The following is a 17,460-nucleotide window of genomic DNA, read 5'->3' on the forward strand; positions in this document are numbered from 1 at the left end:
TGGTACTGCAGGGGGGACCCTGTGGGAGAGTAGGACGCCGCCGAACAATTATTGCGAGGAGACCCCGCACCGGGAACGGTGCGGGGTTTTCTGCGTTTAGGGTCTTTGTATGCGCTACGACCTGGTTATCTTCGACAACGACGGTGTTCTCGTCGACAGTGAACCGATCTCCAATCGGCTGCTCGCCGGCTATCTCACCGAGCTCGGGCACCCGACGTCCTACGAGGACTCGCTGCGGGACTACATGGGCGCCGCCCTGCACCGTGTGCACGACCTCGTCCTGGAACGGACGGGGCGCAGCCTGCCCGTGGACTTCGACGACGTGTTTCACGGGCGGGTGTTCGCCGCCTTCGAGCGGGAGCTGGAGCCGGTTCCCGGAGCTGTCGGCGTGCTGGAGAAGCTGGCCGCGGACCAGGTGGCGTACTGCGTGGCCTCGTCCGGGAGTCATGAGCGGATCCGGGTGGGGCACCGGAAGACCGGGCTGGACCGGTGGTTCGACGACGGGCGGATCTTCAGTTCCCAGGACGTGGGGCGGGGGAAGCCGGCGCCGGATCTGTTCCTGCACGCGGCCGAGCGGATGGGAGTGGCGCCGGAGCGGTGTGTCGTGGTCGAGGACAGCCCGCTCGGTGTGCGGGCCGCCGTCGCGGCCGGTATGGACGTGTACGGGTTCACCGCGATGACGCCCGCCGACAGGCTCGCCGGGGCGACGCGCCTCTTCGGGGACATGGGGGAGCTGGCCGATCTGCTGCACGGCTGACGTCTGACATTTGTCATGCGCTGTTCTGGACGGTTGTTTCTACTGCGGGACCGTGCCCGGCCGCGAAGCTGAGTGCATGACCAAGCCTCGCAAGTCTCGGACCTTCGTGTCGCTGCTCCTGGACGTGGGAGTACCCGTCGGGTCGTACTACCTGCTGAAGGGCGCGTTCGGGATGAGCGCGGTCGCGGCGCTCGGCTGGAGCAGTCTCGTGCCCGTGCTGCGGACCGGGTGGGGGGTGCTCAGGCAGCGGGAGGTGAACGCGCTGCCGCTGCTCATCCTGCTGGCCAACCTGGTCGGGCTGCTGCTGGGCTTCGTGACGGGGGACGCCCGGCTGCTGCTGGCCAAGGACAGCGCGGTCACCAGCCTGGTCGGCTTCGCGCTGCTGGGGTCGGTGCTGCTCGGTCGGCCGATGATGACGGCGACGCTCAAGCCGTGGCTGGTCAGGGAGGACGCGGGCCGGGAGCTGGCCTGGGTGAGGCTGCGGCGGGAGTCGGCGGCCTTCAGGCGGGCGGAGCTGCGGTTCTCGGCGGTGTGGGGGGTCGCCTTCGTCGGCGAGTGCGCGGTGCGGATCGTGGGGGTCTACACGCTGCCCGTCGACACGATGGTGTGGCTGGGGACGGTCGTCATGATCGCCACGATGGTCGTCGCGTTCGTGGTGAGCGGTGCGTTGGGGGCGGGGCCCATGGTCCACATGATCGGGGCCGCCGTCGGGAACGCCCAGCCGGTCGAGCCTGTCGTCCCGGTCGGCACGGGCGGTGCGGTCGTGGAAGCTGAGAAGAATTCATCTTTGGTCGGATCTACCCACGGGTAGGCCGGGGCCCTACGCTCGCCGCCATGACTGATGTGCTGCGGCGCGGCAGGGCCTCGCTCGCGTTCGGCTTCTTCGCCCAGGGGGTCGCCTTCGCGCTGCTGGTGACGCGTATCCCGGCCATCCAGGACCGGTACGGCGTCTCCGACGCGCTGCTGCCCGTCTTCCTCGCCGCCGTGCCGATCCTGGCCGGTGTCGGGAGTTTGGTGAGCGAGCGCCTGGTGCGGCGGGTGCGGCCGAGCCGGCTGCTGCGCTGGTCCCAGCCGGTCGTGCTGCTGGCGCTGCTCGGCGTCGGGGCGGGGGACCGGGTGGCGGTGCTGGCCGTCGCCCTGGCCGTCTTCGGCCTGGCCGTGGGCGCGCTGGACGCGTCGATGAACATGCTCGGGGTGAGCCTGCAACGGGCGTACGGGCGCAGCATCATGCTCGGGTTCCACGCGGCGTACAGCCTGGGCGGGATCCTGGGGGCCTCGCTGGCGTGGGCGGGCGCGCAGCGGGGCTTGGCGCTGTGGGTGTCGTATCTGCCGGTCGTGGTGCTGTTGTTGCCGACCGCGCTGGTGGGGAGCCGGTGGTACGTCGACGGGGAGCGTGGCGGCGCGGAGGGTGAGGGTACGGGCGGAGGCGGAGGCGGAGCCGGCGGTGGTGTCGGCTTCAAGGTGCTGTTGCCGCTGTGCCTGGTGATGACGTTCGCGTACATCGGGGACTCGACGGTCTCCAACTGGAGCGCGAAGTACCTCCAGGACGTGCTGGGGAGTTCGGAGCAGCTGGCCACCGTGCCGTACAACGTCTACATGGTGACCACGCTGGTGGGGCGGGCCGTCGGGGACTTCGGGGTGCGGCGGCTCGGCGCGGTGGCGGTGGTGCGGGGCGGGGCGGTCGTCGCGGCGGTCGGGTTCGCCGTGGTGGCGTCGGCGCCGGGGGCTGGGGTGGGGATGCTGGGCTTCACGCTGCTGGGGTTCGGGCTGTGTGTGCTGGTGCCGCAGACGTTCGCGGCGGCGGGGCGGCTGGCGGCGGAGAGGGACGGGCGTCCGGGGGCGTCCGATGCCGCGGTGGCGCGGCTCAATGTCTTCAACTATGTGGGCTTTCTGATCGGTTCGCCGCTGGTGGGGGCGGTGGGGGACGCCTGGAGCTATCGCGGGGCGATGCTCGTGCCGATGGTGTTGGTGCTGGTGACGGTCGTGTACGCCAGGTCGTTCGGGGCTGGACCGGACCGATACGGTGGCGGTCATGAGCGGCCGCGCACAGCTGATGTGGGACGAGGCAGTAACGGGCTATGACTTCGGGCCGGAGCATCCGATGGACCCGGTCCGGCTCGCCCTGACGTGGAGTCTGGTCGCTGCCCTCGGTCTCGACCGGGAGATGGAGGTCGTCGCGGCGCGCCCGGCCGGGGAGTCGACGCTGCGGCTCGTCCACCGCGAGGACTACATCGACGCGGTGAAGGCGGCGTCGGCCGACCCGGCTGTGGCGGACGGGTCGTACGGGCTCGGGACGATCGACGATCCGGCCTTCGCGGGGATGCACGAGGTGTCCGCGCTGATCGCGGGGCAGTCGGTGGGGGCGGCGGAGGCGGTGTGGCGCGGGGACGCGCTGCACGCGGTGAACTTCGCGGGCGGGCTGCACCACGCGATGCCGGGCGCGGCGTCCGGGTTCTGCGTGTACAACGACGCGGCGCTGGCGGTGGCGCGGCTGCTGGAGCTGGGGGCCGAGCGGGTCGCGTACGTGGACGTCGACGTGCATCACGGGGACGGGGTGCAGGCGGCGTTCTGGGAGGACCCGCGGGTTTTGACGGTGTCGCTGCACGAGCATCCGGCGACGCTGTTCCCGCAGACCGGGTGGCCGGAGGAGACGGGGGCGGACCGCGCCGAGGGGTCGGCGGTGAACGTCGCGCTGCCGGCGGGGACCGGGGACGCGGGGTGGCTGCGGGCGTTCCACGCGGTGGTGCCGGAGGTCCTCGCGGAGTTCCGGCCGCAGGTGCTGGTGACGCAGCACGGTGCGGACACGCACTTCGAGGATCCGCTGGCGCACCTGGCGGTGTCGCTGGACGCGCAGCGGGCGGTGCAGGTGGTGTGCCATGACTTGGCGCACGAGTACGCCGGGGGGCGGTGGGTGGCGCTCGGCGGGGGTGGATACGCCGTGGTGGAGGTGGTGCCGCGGTCGTGGACACACCTGGTGGGGATCGCGGCGGGGCGGCCGGTGGAGCCGGAGACGGTGATCCCGGAGGGGTGGCGGCAGGAGGTGTTCGCGCGGACGCGGCAGCTGGGGCCGATGCGGATGACCGACGGGCGGTGGCCGGTGGCCTACGCCTCCTGGGAGGCGGGGTACGACCCCGCGGACCGGTTGGACCAGGCGGTGCGGGCGGCTCGGCGGGCGGTGTTCCCGTTGCGGGGGCTCTTGCCGTAGGGGTTGTTCGCAGCGCGCCGACTCGTGCCGCCTGGGGGTGCCTCCCAGGCGTTGAGGCACTGGGGGAGGCACGACTGCCCGCGGCTGCGGTGGGGGGTTACGCCGACCGTGCGTAGCTTCTTCCGTTTCGTGTCCGGGGTGTCGGATGAACCGGCAGCATCGGGGGTGTGCTGACCCGTGGAGCTCTTCGGGCTCATCTTCTTGATGTTCGGCTGGCCGGTGTGGTGGCGACCTCTCGGGAGGTGAGTCTGCGGAGCTACCGGTTGTTCGCCGCGCGGGATCCCCGGGTGCTGCTCGGGATCGATCCGGAGGGGGCCTGGGGGCAGCGGGAGCTGCTGGGGCTGATGGCGCAGAGGTGCGGGGTTTCGGCCGATCCGCGCGACATCTCGGGCCAGGACGTGATCGACCCGGACCGGACCCTCGCGGCGCTGGACGCCTTCGCCGACCGGCTCGCGGCGGTCGCCGGGCGGCGTGCCCCGGTGCTCCTCGGTACCGGGCATCCCCATCGGCTGCTCGGTTTCTACGTCGCCTTGGCCCAGGCGCTGTCGGCGGCGGGATGTGCTGTCCTCACCCCGGCGCAGGGTCGCTCTGTCGACATAACGACCCGGTTCGGTCTACGCACGTACCACCTCGACTACGTCCGTGGAGTCGCGTTGGTGCGGGAGCCCGGCGCCGGACGCGCCGGTGGTGAGACCGGCGCACACACGCACTCGCCGCTGCCGGTTCGGGTGGCGCTGGCCGCCGCGGCGGAGGACGGGGGGCCACTGCCCGAGTTGGTGATCGGGGACCACGGGTGGGCCTGCGGAGCAGGTCAGCTGGGGTTCGAGGCCATCGGTCCGGCCGATACGGACGATCCGGCGCTCTTCGTCGGTCAGGCCGAGGGGCGGGTGTCCGTCGCCGTTCCACTCGATGACGCTGTGCGGTCCGAGCACTACCGACCGCTTACCCGCTACGTACTCAATCGGGCCTGTCTGTCACGGTAGGGAAGCGATGGGTGCACCTCTTCCCCATTCGCATCACCCGCCCCTACATTGGGGAGTGAGCACGCAGCGACGAAGAGTCACCGGAAGGGGAAGCCGGTGGCCGTCGAGTGCGGAAGGTTCAGGTGTGTCATGGCTGCAGCTGGCGAAAGGCCTCTGAACGAGGTTCAGTTCCTTACCGTGGCGGAGGTCGCCTCGGTGATGCGCGTGTCCAAGATGACCGTGTACCGGTTGGTGCACAGCGGTCATCTGCCCGCGATCCGGGTGGGACGGTCGTTCCGTGTCCCGGAGCAAGCGGTTCACGAGTACCTCCGCGAGAGCTACGTGGGGGTGGAAACGGCCTGACGGCCCTCGATTACACCCTCAGCGCTCGGACCGGTAGGCTGACCCCTCGTAGGTCGTGTGGGCCCATGGCGCTCACCAACCGAGTGATGAGAAGTGAGCGAGGACTGTCGTGGGCTCTGTTATCAAGAAGCGGCGCAAGCGGATGGCCAAGAAGAAGCACCGCAAGCTGCTGAAGCGCACGCGCGTTCAGCGTCGCAACAAGAAGTAAGCGACGCAGCGCCGTCAGCGTGTCCTGTGGCCCCCCACCGCATCCGGTGGGGGGCCACAGTCGTACACGGGCGTTGTTTTTCGTCAGGTGCCGCGTCCGGCGGTCATCACGGCGCAACACCTACCGGCTAAGTTGGCCCGCACACGGGGAACGCGGCAGGCTACGGAGCAGGTGGAAGGAAGGCGCTGATCTTGGGCAAGGTCGTGCTCGTCACCGGAGTGGCCCGGCAGCTGGGCGGGCGGTTCGTCCGGCGCGTCCAGCGTGATCCCGACGTGGAGCGGGTCGTCGGCGTGGACGCCGTGGCGCCCGAGCACCATCTGGGCGGTGCGGAGTTCGTCCAGGCGGACATCCGGCAGTCGGCCATCGGGCGGGTGCTCGCCGAGACGCGGGCGGACACGGTCGTCCACCTGGACGTGACGGGCACGCCGCTGGGCAGCGGGAGCCGCACGTCGGTGAAGGAGACCAACGTCATCGGCACGATGCAGCTGCTCGGCGCCTGCCAGAAGTCGCCGACGGTGCGGCGGCTGGTGGTGAAGTCCAGTACGAACGTCTACGGCTCCGCCCCGCGCGACCCGGCGGTCTGCACCGAGACCACCGCGCCCAAGTCCCTGCCCAGCGGCGGCTTCGCCAAGGACGCGGTCGAGGTCGAGGGGTACGTGCGGGGCTTCGCGCGCCGGCGGCCGGACGTGTCGGTGACCGTGCTGCGGTTCGCCAACATCCTCGGCCCGGCCGCGGACACGCCGCTCGCCTCGTACTTCGGACTGCCGGTGCTGCCCACGGTGTTCGGCTACGACCCGCGGTTGCAGTTCGTGCACGAGGACGACGTGATCGAGGTGCTGCGGGTCTGCGCGGACGAGCCGCGGCGGGGGACGCTGAACAGCGGGACCTTCAACATCGCCGGGGACGGTGTGCTGCTGCTCTCGCAGTGCTCGCGGCGCCTCGGCCGTCCCACCGTGCCGTTGCTGCTGCCGGCGGTCACCTGGGCGGGTTCGCTCGTGCGTACGCTGGGGATGACGGACTTCTCCCCCGAGCAGATCCGGCTGCTCACCCATGGTCGGGCGGTGGACACCACGCAGATGCGCGAGACGCTGGGCTTCAGGCCGAAGTACTCGACGGCCGGGGCGTTCGCGGACTTCGCCCGCGGCCGTGCCGGGCTGCTGCCGCCCGAGGCTCTCGCCGGGGCCGTCGACCGGATCGCGCAGCTGTCCCTGCGGGGCAGCGGTCATCTCCCGACGCAGAGCGCCAACTGAGGAGCGCATCAACGATGGCGGACGCCAAGGTCATTCCGTTCGACGACGACCGGTCGCGGGGGAGCCGCGGCGCGGGGAGCCGACGCCGGGGCAGCTCTGCGGAGTCGGCGCCGGTGGGCGACGGCCCGGGGGGCGAGGTGCAGCCGCTGCCCGTACGGGGAGCCGCCGCCGGGGACCCCGCACCCGGGCCGGACGGGCCGTCCGGGGACCCGCCGGCGGCGGAGAGCGGCGGCGGTGAGGACGGCGGCCTGGAGCGGCGTGTCGCGGCCGGCCTGTCCTTCCTGCGCCGCCGGCTCACGGGGGACTACGAGGTCGACGACTTCGGCTACGACGCCGAGCTGACCGACCAGGTCCTGATGTCCCTGCTGCGCCCGGTGTACGAGAAGTACTTCCGGGTCGAGGTGAAGGGCGTGGAGAACATCCCGGCCCGGGGCGGTGCGCTGATCGTCGCCAACCACTCCGGGACGCTGCCGCTGGACGGACTGATGATGCAGGTCGCCGTGCACGACCACCATCCGGCCGACCGGCACCTGCGGCTGCTGGCGGCGGACCTGGTGTTCGTGCTGCCGGTCGTCAACGAGCTGGCCCGCAAGCTGGGCCACACCCTGGCCTGCGCGGAGGACGCCGAACGGCTGTTGGCGCAGGGCGAGCTGGTCGGGGTGATGCCGGAGGGCTTCAAGGGCATCGGCAAGCCGTTCGGCGAGCGCTACAAGCTCCAGCGATTCGGGCGGGGCGGCTTCGTGTCCACGGCCCTGCGGCAGGGGGTGCCGATCGTTCCGTGCTCGATCGTCGGGGCGGAGGAGATCTACCCGATGATCGGCAACTCCAAGACCCTGGCGCGGCTGCTGGGCTTCCCGTACTTCCCGCTCACGCCGACCTTCCCCTGGCTCGGGCCGCTGGGTGCGGTGCCGTTGCCCACGAAGTGGACGATCCAGTTCGGTGAGCCGATCCCGACGGACGGCTACGCGCCGGAGGCGGCCGAGGACCCGGTGCTGATGTTCAACCTGACCGACCAGGTGAGGGAACAGATTCAGCACACGCTGTACAAGCTGCTGGTGCAGCGGAGGTCGGTGTTCTTCTGAGGCGGGCGGTGCGTGGACGGCGGGGCGGGAGCGCTCAGCCGGCGGACGGAGTCCGGCGCAGCCGGCCGAAGCCGCGGAGCGGTGCGAGGGCGGCAGACAGGGGGGCCAAGCTGCTGGTGCAGCGGGCGGAGGTCGGTGTTCTTCTGACGGGTGGTACGGCGGTGGGCCCGCCGTACCACCCGCCGCCGTACGCGCCGCGTCGGCTCAGTCCGCGTCCTCCGCCTCGATCCCCAGGCCGGGCAGGAGGCCCGGGAGGAGGGGCGGGAGCGTGACGTCCGGCTCCGCGGGCGGGGTGTTGCCGCCCGCGGACGGGGAAGCGGTGCGGCTGTCGTCCTTCGGCGGGTCGAGCAGGCCGCCGGTGCCGCCGCCGAGCAGGCCGTCGCTCTCGTCGCCGGAGTCGGCGGACTCGCTGGGCCGGCCGGACTGGGAACGCCCGCGCTCGGACGTGCCGTCGTCACCGGTGCGGGGCGGCGACGAGTGACCGGAGCCGGGAGTGCCGGTGGTCGTCGAGCCGGAACCGCCGGGCAGGCCGCCGTCTCCGCCGTCGTCGTCCTCGGCGGGCGGCCGGGGCAGCATGGACTCCAGCGGAGCCACGTCGTCGTCTATGGCGTCGAACACCGACGACACCTGCTCACTGACGTCCCCGAGCTGCACGGGCAGCCGGTCGCGCAGCGCTCCCCAGGTCTCCCGGTGGGACTGGGAGAAGGCGGAGAGGGCCTGCATGGGGGCCAGCGAGTCCGGATCGTGGGCGTAGGCCGCGCTGAGCAGGCGGTGGCCCTCGGAGGCGTCGTGCCGCATGCCGGACAGGGCGCGGCGCACCTCGCCGAGGGACTCGTGGTCGAGGGGACCGCTGCGACCGCGCTCCATCAGCCGACGTGCCTCGTTGAGCCGGGTCGAGGCGAGGTCCAGGTAGGCGCGGCCCCGCTCGTCGTTGCCGTCGGCGAGGCCGAGGCGGAAGTCCTCTATGCCGCGCTTGAGGCCGTAGAGCGAGTCGCCGGGCAGGGCGTCCGAACTGGCGGCGGCGACTCCGCCGAAGGCACCGGCGGCCACGCTCACGCTCAGTCCGCCCGCGGTGAGGCCCTTGGCCAGCCGCGAGCGGGGCCGGAACCTGCTCAGCGGGGCCGCCCGATGGGCGCCGCGCGCCCGGCGCTGCTCCGGTACCGACGCGTCCGCCGCCCCGCCGCTCGCGGTGCCCTCCTGCAGCATGGCCTCGAAGGCGGCCACGAGCTGGGCCCGCTGGACGACCTTGACCTCGGGATCCAGCTCGGGCCGGGGCAGCGTCTCCAGACCGTGGGCCAGGGTCACCAGGTGACCCTGCTCGGTCGGTTCCGCGGTGGCCCCGGCGGTCGCCGGCCCTCCGGACTGCTCGGCCGCCGCCCCGGGATCCGACTGCTCCTCCAGGGCCTGGGCGAAGGCGTTCGCCCGCCGGTGTGCCGATACGTTCGCGATCACTGGCGGCACCTCCTCTCGTCATCACGGTCGACTCCCCAGGGGGTCCTGAGGGTTGCACGCCCTGATCGGAACCATCCGATCGGGTGATCGGAGTCGGCCAGGGAGTGACCACAGGGAGCCTGCATCCCGCACAACGAGCGGCGCGGCACTTGGGTTACGGACGGTGGATGATCGGACCGCGGACTCAACAGACCCTCACCAGGGGTGACTTGGGGAACGCGAAGGGTGAGCGCCCTCGGGGGGCGTCTCTCAGCGGGCGTCGTCCGGGAGCAGTCGGGCGAGGGTCCGCACGGCCCGGTACTGGAGCGTCTTGATGGCGCCCTCGTTCTTGCCCATCACGCGGGCGGTCTCGGCGACCGAGAGGCCCTGGAGGAAGCGCAGGGTCACGCACTCCTGCTGTTGCGGGTTGAGCCGTCGTACGGCCTCCAGCAGGGCGGCGTTGGAGAGGGACTCCAGGACGGAGTCCTCGGGGGAGCGCTCGACCTCGTTCGCGTCGAGCATCTCGCCGGTGGTGACCTCGAGGCGGAAGCGGCTGGACTTGAAGTGGTCGGCGACCAGGTTGCGGGCGATGGTCACGAGCCAGGCGCCGAAGTCACGCCCCTGCCAGGTGAAGGTGCCGATGCGCCGCAGGGCCCGCAGAAAGGTCTCACTGGTGAGGTCCTCGGCGGTGGCCTTGCCGCCTACGCGGTAGTAGATGTAGCGGTACACGGTGTCGCTGTACTGGTCATAGAGCCGGCCGAAGGCGTCGGCCTCGCCGGCCTGGGCCCGCTCGACCAGCTCCATCATGCGGGCGCTGTCGCTGTCCGCGGCGGGGCGGCGGTGGGTGGTGGCGGCGGCCCCGGACGAGGACGACCGCGCGCGTCTGCCGACGGCGGCGCTTGCTTCGGCCAGTGCGTAGCACGGACCGGCGGGCACGGCGGCCGCGGCGAGGGCGGGGACGGCATACGCGGTGGGGACGAAGCCGCGCAACAGGTCTTGGGCTGATTTGACCGTTGCGCGCAGCGTAGCCAGGCCCGAGGCGTCAACCCCGACGTGTGGGTACACGGGACTCCCAGAGGCAGAGCTTCCATCACGTGCAGTACGGAACCTTTCACCCGTCGTAGCGAAGGTGGGGCACCGGAATGCGTCTGAGGAGAATAACGCTTCGTGCAGGCACTGCTACGCCCAGTTGCTCAAATCATCGATTACGTCGCTTCTGTGCCCGATTGACGCTCGATCAGCTGCGCCAGAATGATCGCTTGGTGACCGGAACGGTTCGGATTCGGTGTGACTACAGAGCGTGTTGTGGTCGATGTGAGAAAGGGGGACTGGAGAGCCCGTCCCGGGGGTACGTCATCCCGATTGGGTCGGCGGCCGGATCAGCGGCGGCGGCGGTGCAGCGCGATGGCCGCCGCGGTGCCGCCCGCCACCGCGCCGACGCCCGCGGCCGCGGGGATGCCGACCTTGGCCGCCTTGCGACCGGTGCGGTAGTCGCGCAGCCGCCACTCCAGCTCGCGGGCGTGCTTGCGCAGCTTGGAGTCCGGGTTGATGGCGTACGGGTGTCCGACCAGGGACAGCATCGGGATGTCGTTGTGGGAGTCGCTGTAGGCGGCGCAGCGGGACAGGTCCAGGGCCTCCGCCGCCGCCAGGGCGCGCACCGCCTCGGCCTTCGCGGGGCCGTGCAGCGGTTCACCGACGAGCTTGCCCGTGTAGACGCCGCCGATCGACTCGGCCACCGAGCCGAGCGCGCCGGTCAGGCCCAGGCGGCGGGCGATCACCTGGGCGATCTCCACCGGGGCCGCCGTGACCAGCCAGACCTTCTGCCCGGCGTCCAGGTGGGCCTGGGCGAGGGCGCGGGTGCCGGGCCAGATCCGCTCGGCCATGTACTCGTCGTAGATCTCCTCGCCGATCGACTTCAGTTCGGAGACGCGGTGGCCCTTGACGATGGAGAGCGCGGAGTCGCGGGCGTCCTGCATGTGCTCCGGGTCCTCGAACCCGGCCAGCCGGAACCACGCCTGCTGCCAGGCGAAGCGGGCGAGGTCGCGCGTCTCGAAGAACTTCCGCTTGTACAGGCCGCGGCCGAAGTGGAAGATCGCGGCGCCCTGCATCACGGTGTTGTCGAGGTCGAAGAAGGCGGCCGCCCGGTCGTCGCCGTGCACCGGGAACTCCGGTTCCGTGGCGCCGGGGGCGGTTTCCTGCGCTTTCCCCGAGGTCTCGGCGGCCTCCGCGGACTTGCGCGCCGCCTCCGCCGAGGCCTCGCCTGCCAACACGCTCCGTGCCGTGGCGGAGCGCCTACGGGGAGTGAGCCATCGAAGAGCGGCCATGCCCGTGAGCATAGCCAGTTTGTTCGGGTGCTTCGGAGTCGAGAGGTTCGCAGTCCGTGAACTCCGGGAGACCGTGCCGTTAAAGGACCTCCCACCGAGGGGGCGCCCGCGCGCGCGAGAATGGCGGGCATGAGCCCCCTCTTCCGCCGGAAGCCCGCGCAGCCCCCTGAGCACTCCGAGAACCATCTCGTCACCCTCATCCGCAAACCCGGCTGTCATCTGTGTGATGACGCACAGCTCGTCGTCGAGAAGGTCTGTGCCGAGCTCGGCGTCCCCTGGGAGGGGAAGGACATCACCGAGGACCGAGAGCTCCACGACCAGTACTGGGAGCAGATTCCGGTCGTGCTGGTCGACGGCCGGCAGCACACCTTCTGGCGTGTGAACGAGGAACGGCTGCGCAAGGCACTGACCGATCAGTACAAGTAGTCCGTATGGTCGCTTAGGATCGATGGCGACCAGGTCTCGGGGGCGTTGATCGTGAGGAGTGTGTGCGGCTTTGCCCCCGATGAATGAGGAACGAGGGCCCGTGTGCGCCGGTTCCCGTCCCGTGCGCCGGGGGCGCGTGACCCCGGTCACGTTGGCCGGGCAAATCGGACACCATCTTTGTGCACGCGTTCACAAAGACATAGCCTGCATTCGACGGGGCGGTCATGTAGGGACGTATGACCGCCTACAGCCCCGCTCTACCCGCAGGAGCACCGTGGCAACTGGCCGAGCACACCGACCGGCGACCCGCAGCCGAGGGATTCCCGAGGCCACCGTCGCCAGGCTTCCGCTGTACCTCCGTGCGCTGACCGCGCTCTCCGAGCGCTCGGTGCCCACGGTCTCCTCCGAGGAGCTGGCGGCCGCCGCGGGGGTCAACTCCGCGAAGCTGCGCAAGGACTTCTCCTACCTGGGCTCCTACGGGACGCGTGGCGTCGGCTACGACGTCGAGTATCTCGTGTACCAGATCTCCCGCGAACTCGGCCTGACCCAGGACTGGCCGGTTGTGATCGTAGGAATCGGCAACCTCGGCGCCGCGCTCGCCAACTACGGCGGCTTCGCCTCCCGCGGTTTCCGGGTCGCCGCGCTCATCGACGCCGACCCGCAGATGGCCGGAAAGCCCGTGGCCGGCATCCCGGTGCAGCACACCGACGAGCTGGAGAAGATCATCCAGGACGACGGTGTCTCCATCGGCGTGATCGCGACCCCGGCCGGTGCCGCCCAGCAGGTCTGCGACCGCCTGGTGGCCGCCGGTGTCACCTCCATCCTGAACTTCGCGCCGACCGTGCTGAACGTCCCCGAGGGCGTCGACGTGCGCAAGGTCGACCTCTCCATCGAGCTGCAGATCCTCGCCTTCCACGAGCAGCGCAAGGCGGGTGAGGAGGCCGCCGGCGACGCCGGTGTCGTGCCGCCCGTCGCCGCCCGCAAGCAGCAGCCCGCCGCCGACCAGGGACCCGACGGGGACGTACCCGCCGTGATGCCGGCATGAGCCTCCTCGTCGTCGGGCTGAGCCACCGCAGCGCCCCGGTCAGCGTGCTGGAGCGGGCCTCGCTGAACGCGGACGCGCAGCTCAAGCTGCTCCAGGACACGGTCGCCGCCGAACCGGCCGCCGAGGCCGCGGTGCTGGCCACCTGCAACCGCATCGAGCTGTACGCCGACGTCGACAAGTTCCACGCCGGTGTCGCCGAGCTGTCCACGCTGCTCGCCCAGCACAGCGGGGTCGGCCTGGAGGAGCTCACTCCCCACCTCTACGTGCACTACGAGGACCGGGCCGTCCACCACCTGTTCTCGGTGGCCTGCGGGCTGGACTCCATGGTGGTCGGCGAGGGTCAGATCCTCGGCCAGATAAAGGACTCGCTGGCCCGCGCCCAGGACCTGCACACCGCCGGACGGCTCCTGAACGAGCTGTTCCAGCAGGCCCTGCGGGTCGGCAAGCGCGCCCACTCCGAGACCGGCATCGACCGCGCCGGACAGTCCCTGGTCACCTTCGGCCTGGAGCAGCTGTCCGCCGGGGCCGACGTCCAGCGGTGGGCCCGGGGCAAGAAGGCCCTGGTGATCGGCGCCGGTTCGATGTCCTCGCTGGCCGCCGCCACGCTGGCGCGGGCCGGGGTCGCCGAGATCGTGGTCGCCAACCGCACCTTCGAGCGCGCCGAGCGCCTCGCCCGGATCCTCGGCGAGGGCGACGACACGGACGTGCTGGCCCGCGCGGTACCGATGGACTCGGTGCCGGTCGAGCTGACACGTGCCGACGTGGCCGTCTCCTGCACCGGTGCGACGGGGCTCGTCCTCACGGCCGACTCCGTGGCGGCGACGGTGGCGGGCCGCACCGGCGCACCCGCCGTCAAGTCCGCCGCGGTGCGCGAGGAGCGGCAGGGCGCGGAGACGCCGGCGCCGGGCACCGGTACCGCGGCCGGCGGCGACGAGAACTGCCCCCTGGACCTGTCCTCGGTCCCCTCCGGCTTCTCCGTCATGGGCGAGGCCGCCGTGGCCGGACTGGACGCCGCGACGCTGGAGCAGCACGGGGCGTGGGCCGCGGGCGGTACGGCGGTGGACCGGCCGCGCGAGTCGGGCCGTACCGGTCCGGAGGCGGAGGCGGAGCTGATCGGCGCGCTCGCCGTGACGGCGACGCGTGTCGGCCGCATCCCCGAGCGCCGCCGCCCGGAGCCGGTGGCCGAGGTGCCGCGCCCCGAGCCCGTGCTCTTCGTGCTCGACCTCGCCATGCCGCGCGACGTCGACGCAGCCGTGCACCGGCTGGCCGGGGTGCGCCTGGTGGACATCGAGTCGCTCGCCGACGCCTCCGCCGACGCACCGATGGCCGCCGACGTGGACATGGTCCGCCGGATCGTCGCCGACGAGGTCGCGGCCTTCGGCGCCGCCCAGCGCGCCGCGCACATCACGCCCACCGTGGTCGCGCTGCGCAGCATGGCCGCGGACGTGGTGGCCGGTGAGATCGCCCGCCTGGAAGGGCGGCTGCCGGGGCTCGACGACAAGCACCGCGCCGAGATCACCCAGACCGTCAAGCGTGTGGTCGACAAGCTCCTGCACGCGCCGACGGTGCGGGTCAAGCAGCTCGCCGCCGAACCCGGCGGGGCCGGGTACGCGGACGCGCTGCGCACCCTGTTCGACCTCGACCAGGAGACGGTGGCCTCCGTCTCCCGCGCCGAGAACAGCATCACTGAGAAGAACCGAGGGCCGGCATGACTGAGAAGGCACTGAGGCTGGGGACGAGGCGGAGCAAGCTCGCCATGGCCCAGTCCGGGCAGGTGGCGGACGCCGTGAGCCAGGTGACCGGTCGGCCCGTTGAGCTGGTCGAGATCACCACGTACGGCGACACGTCGCGCGAGCACCTGGCGCAGATCGGCGGCACGGGCGTGTTCGTCGCCGCGCTGCGGGAGGCGCTGCTCCGGGGCGAGGTGGACTTCGCGGTTCACTCGCTCAAGGATCTCCCCACCGCGCAGCACGAGGGCCTGGTCGTGGCCGCCGTGCCGGTGCGCGAGGACCCGCGGGACGTGGTCGTCGCCCGGGACGCGCGCAAGCTGACCGACCTCCCGCGCGGGGCGCGCATCGGTACGGGGGCGCCGCGCCGCATGGCGCAGCTGAACGCGTACGCCCGCACCCACGGGATGGAGATCGAGACCGTCCCGATCCGGGGCAACGTCGACACCCGCATCGGATACGTCCGCAGCGGTGAGCTGGACGCCGTCGTGCTGGCCGCCGCCGGGCTCAACCGGGTGGGACGCATCGACGAGGTGACCGACTTCCTGTCGGTCGACACGGTTTTGCCGGCTCCCGGCCAGGGGGCACTGGCGATCGAGTGCACCGCGGACAACGCGGAACTCGTCGCCGCGCTCGCCGAACTCGACGACCCGTTCACGCGGGCCGCCGTGACGGCCGAGCGGTCACTGCTCGCCGCCCTGGAGGCCGGCTGCAGCGCCCCCGTGGGCGCGTTGGCCGATCTTCTGGCCGACGGGCAGTTTGTCAAGGAAATGCGCCTGCGCGGCGTCGTCGGCACGACCGACGGCTCGACGCTGGTGCAGCTGTCCACCACCGGTCCCGTGCCCGAGACGCACGAGGCGGCGCTGGCACTCGGTCGCGAACTCGCCACCGAGATGCTCGCCCAGGGCGCGGCCGGTCTGATGGGGGAGCGAGCACAGTGAGCCCCACCACCCTTCCCGCCGGTCCTGAACACGGGCACGTCACCTTCCTCGGTGCCGGACCCGGAGATCCGGGACTGCTGACTCTGCGCGCCGTCGAGGCGCTGGCGCACGCGGACGTCCTCGTCGCCGAGCACGAGGTGCTCGACGTCGTACGCACGCATGCGCGGCAGGGCGTGTCGGAAGTGCACACGGATGCCGATCCGTCGGATCCGGGCACAGGCGCGCCCCAGCTGACGGTAGTTGACGGTGCGTCAACGACCCTCGGCGCCCCCGCTGTGCGGGATGCCGCACATCTTGTCATGGAGGCCGCGCGGGGCGGCAGGCGGGTCGTGCGTGCGGTGACCGGGGACCCCGGGCTCGACGCGTACGCCGCCGAGGAGATGCTGGCGTGCGCCGCCGCCGGGGTGCCCTTCGAGGTGGTTCCCGGTATCGCGAACGCCGTCGGTGTGCCCGCGTACGCCGGTGTGCCGCTGCGGGACGCCCAGGGCGCCGACGTGCGGTTCGTGGACGCCCGTACGGCGTCGGACCGCTGCTGGACCGAGGTGGGCGCCTCCGACGGGACGGTGGTCGTGTCGACGACGCTGGACTCGGTGGCCGCCGCGGCCGGTGAGCTGGTGTCGGCGGGCCGCAAGCCGGACACCCCGCTGACGGTGACCATCGCCGGTACGACGACGCGGCAGCGCACCTGGACGGCGACGCTCGGCACGGTCGCCCAGACGCTGAAGCAGGCGAAGGTGCTGCCGTCCCCGGACGGCGGCCGCCCGGTGATAGCCGTGGTCGGCGAGCGCTCCGCCCCCGCCCGGCGCGACCAGCTGTCGTGGTTCGAGTCCAAGCCGCTGTTCGGCTGGAAGGTCCTCGTGCCGCGCACGAAGGAGCAGGCGGCGTCGCTCTCCGACCAGCTGCGGTCCTACGGGGCCGTCCCCAGCGAGGTCCCGACCATCGCGGTGGAGCCGCCGCGCACCCCGCAGCAGATGGAGCGGGCGGTCAAGGGCCTGGTGACGGGCCGCTACGAGTGGATCGCGTTCACGTCCGTCAACGCGGTGAAGGCGGTCCGCGAGAAGTTCGAGGAGTACGGTCTCGACGCCCGCGCCTTCGCCGGCATCAAGGTCGCGGCCGTGGGCGAGCAGACGGCGAACGCCCTGATCGCCTTCGGTGTGAAGCCGGACCTGGTGCCGAGCGGCGAGCAGTCGGCCGCCGGTCTCCTGGAGGACTGGCCGCCCTACGACCCGGTCTTCGACCCGATCGACCGCGTCTTCCTGCCCCGCGCCGACATCGCCACCGAGACCCTGGTCGCCGGTCTGATCGAGCTGGGCTGGGAGGTCGACGACGTCACCGCCTACCGCACGGTGCGCGCCTCGCCGCCCCCGGCCACGACCCGTGAGGCCATCAAGGGCGGCGGCTTCGACGCGGTGCTCTTCACGTCGTCCTCCACGGTCCGCAACCTGGTCGGCATCGCGGGCAAGCCGCACAACGTCACGGTGATCGCCTGCATCGGCCCGGCGACGGCCAAGACGGCCGAGGAGCACGGGCTGCGCGTCGACGTCATGGCACCGGAGCCGTCCGTCCTCAAGCTGGCGGAGGCCCTGGCCGACTTCGGCCTGCGGCGCCGGGCGGCGGCCTTGGAGGCGGGGGATCCGGTGACGCGGCCGAGCGAACGCAGGCCGGGGGCACGGAGACGGCGGTCTTCGACCTGAGACGGTCTGCTGCGTGAGGTGAGGCGGGGCGCTCCTTGTGGGGCG

17 protein-coding genes are annotated in these 17,460 nt (G+C 71.8%); 14 read left to right on the plus strand and 3 right to left on the minus strand.

The window, feature by feature from the left end; genetic code table 11:
• The first annotated feature begins 109 nt into the window (after positions 1-109).
• From IE94_RS0100005 to IE94_RS0100045, 9 genes are all read left to right on the plus strand, one after another.
• The gene (locus IE94_RS0100005; RefSeq protein ID WP_030145231.1) at positions 110-757 is read left to right on the plus strand and encodes an HAD family hydrolase; all 648 of its coding nucleotides are present in this window, start codon (positions 110-112) and stop codon (positions 755-757) included.
• 76 nt (positions 758-833) lie between these two features.
• Positions 834-1,568, plus strand: coding sequence for a VC0807 family protein (locus tag IE94_RS0100010; RefSeq protein WP_030145232.1), 735 nt, complete (start codon positions 834-836; stop codon positions 1,566-1,568).
• Between the two features lie 23 nt (positions 1,569-1,591).
• Complete coding sequence (locus tag IE94_RS0100015) at positions 1,592-2,839, plus strand: MFS transporter (protein WP_030145233.1); 1,248 nt, start codon at positions 1,592-1,594, stop codon at positions 2,837-2,839.
• A complete protein-coding gene (locus IE94_RS0100020; protein WP_030145234.1) occupies positions 2,790-3,962 on the plus strand; it encodes an acetoin utilization protein AcuC in 1,173 nt (390 codons plus the stop codon). The genes IE94_RS0100015 and IE94_RS0100020 overlap by 50 nt, the downstream gene beginning before the upstream one ends.
• Positions 3,963-4,129: 167 nt before the next feature.
• A complete protein-coding gene (locus tag IE94_RS0100025; RefSeq protein ID WP_030145235.1) occupies positions 4,130-4,945 on the plus strand; it encodes a phosphatase in 816 nt (271 codons plus the stop codon).
• A 129-nt stretch (positions 4,946-5,074) separates the two neighbouring features.
• Entirely contained in the window at positions 5,075-5,287 is a 213-nt protein-coding gene (locus IE94_RS0100030) for a helix-turn-helix domain-containing protein (RefSeq protein ID WP_004984898.1), read from the plus strand.
• Positions 5,288-5,396: 109 nt separating this feature from the next.
• Entirely contained in the window at positions 5,397-5,495 is a 99-nt protein-coding gene (locus IE94_RS35070; RefSeq protein ID WP_003948845.1) for a 30S ribosomal protein bS22, read from the plus strand.
• 191 nt (positions 5,496-5,686) lie between these two features.
• Positions 5,687-6,745, plus strand: coding sequence for an NAD-dependent epimerase/dehydratase family protein (locus IE94_RS0100040; protein WP_030145236.1), 1,059 nt, complete (start codon positions 5,687-5,689; stop codon positions 6,743-6,745).
• A gap of 14 nt (positions 6,746-6,759) precedes the next feature.
• Positions 6,760-7,827 carry a lysophospholipid acyltransferase family protein gene (locus IE94_RS0100045; RefSeq protein ID WP_030145237.1) on the plus strand — a complete coding sequence of 356 codons (1,068 nt, stop codon included), beginning with the start codon at positions 6,760-6,762 and terminating at the stop codon, positions 7,825-7,827.
• Positions 7,828-8,031: 204 nt separating this feature from the next.
• Here the strand turns inward: IE94_RS0100045 and IE94_RS0100050 are convergent, their stop codons facing one another.
• The 3 genes from IE94_RS0100050 to IE94_RS0100060 all read right to left on the minus strand — a co-directional run bounded on the left by IE94_RS0100050 (position 8,032) and on the right by IE94_RS0100060 (position 11,582).
• Positions 8,032-9,279, minus strand: a complete 1,248-nt coding sequence (locus IE94_RS0100050; RefSeq protein ID WP_030145238.1) for a DUF5667 domain-containing protein — start codon at positions 9,277-9,279, stop codon at positions 8,032-8,034.
• Positions 9,280-9,528: 249 nt separating this feature from the next.
• The gene (locus tag IE94_RS0100055) at positions 9,529-10,323 is read right to left on the minus strand and encodes an ECF subfamily RNA polymerase sigma factor, BldN family (protein ID WP_030145239.1); all 795 of its coding nucleotides are present in this window, start codon (positions 10,321-10,323) and stop codon (positions 9,529-9,531) included.
• 314 nt (positions 10,324-10,637) lie between these two features.
• On the minus strand, positions 10,638-11,582 hold the full coding sequence (locus IE94_RS0100060; protein ID WP_051777215.1) for an HAD family hydrolase: 945 nt from the start codon (positions 11,580-11,582) through the stop codon (positions 10,638-10,640).
• A 120-nt stretch (positions 11,583-11,702) separates the two neighbouring features.
• On the opposite strand from IE94_RS0100060, the gene IE94_RS0100065 reads away from it, so the two are divergent.
• The 5 genes from IE94_RS0100065 (at position 11,703) to IE94_RS0100085 (ending at position 17,415) form a co-directional block, all read left to right on the plus strand.
• Positions 11,703-12,008: a glutaredoxin family protein gene (locus IE94_RS0100065; RefSeq protein WP_030145241.1), complete on the plus strand. Its 306-nt coding sequence runs from the start codon at positions 11,703-11,705 to the stop codon at positions 12,006-12,008.
• Positions 12,009-12,282: 274 nt separating this feature from the next.
• Positions 12,283-13,053 (plus strand): redox-sensing transcriptional repressor Rex, encoded by a 771-nt coding sequence (locus tag IE94_RS0100070; RefSeq protein ID WP_030145242.1) that lies wholly within the window; start codon positions 12,283-12,285, stop codon positions 13,051-13,053.
• Positions 13,050-14,765, plus strand: a complete 1,716-nt coding sequence (locus tag IE94_RS0100075; protein WP_030145243.1) for a glutamyl-tRNA reductase — start codon at positions 13,050-13,052, stop codon at positions 14,763-14,765. The genes IE94_RS0100070 and IE94_RS0100075 overlap by 4 nt, the downstream gene beginning before the upstream one ends.
• The gene (gene hemC / locus IE94_RS0100080; protein WP_030145244.1) at positions 14,762-15,721 is read left to right on the plus strand and encodes a hydroxymethylbilane synthase; all 960 of its coding nucleotides are present in this window, start codon (positions 14,762-14,764) and stop codon (positions 15,719-15,721) included. Before IE94_RS0100075 ends, hemC begins: the two co-directional genes overlap by 4 nt.
• A complete protein-coding gene (locus IE94_RS0100085; RefSeq protein WP_030145245.1) occupies positions 15,718-17,415 on the plus strand; it encodes a bifunctional uroporphyrinogen-III C-methyltransferase/uroporphyrinogen-III synthase in 1,698 nt (565 codons plus the stop codon). The genes hemC and IE94_RS0100085 overlap by 4 nt, the downstream gene beginning before the upstream one ends.
• Positions 17,416-17,460 lie beyond the last annotated feature (45 nt).

The sequence above is a fragment of the Streptomyces violaceorubidus genome (genome assembly GCF_000717995.1).
Taxonomy (GTDB): Bacteria; Actinomycetota; Actinomycetes; order Streptomycetales; family Streptomycetaceae; genus Streptomyces; species Streptomyces violaceorubidus.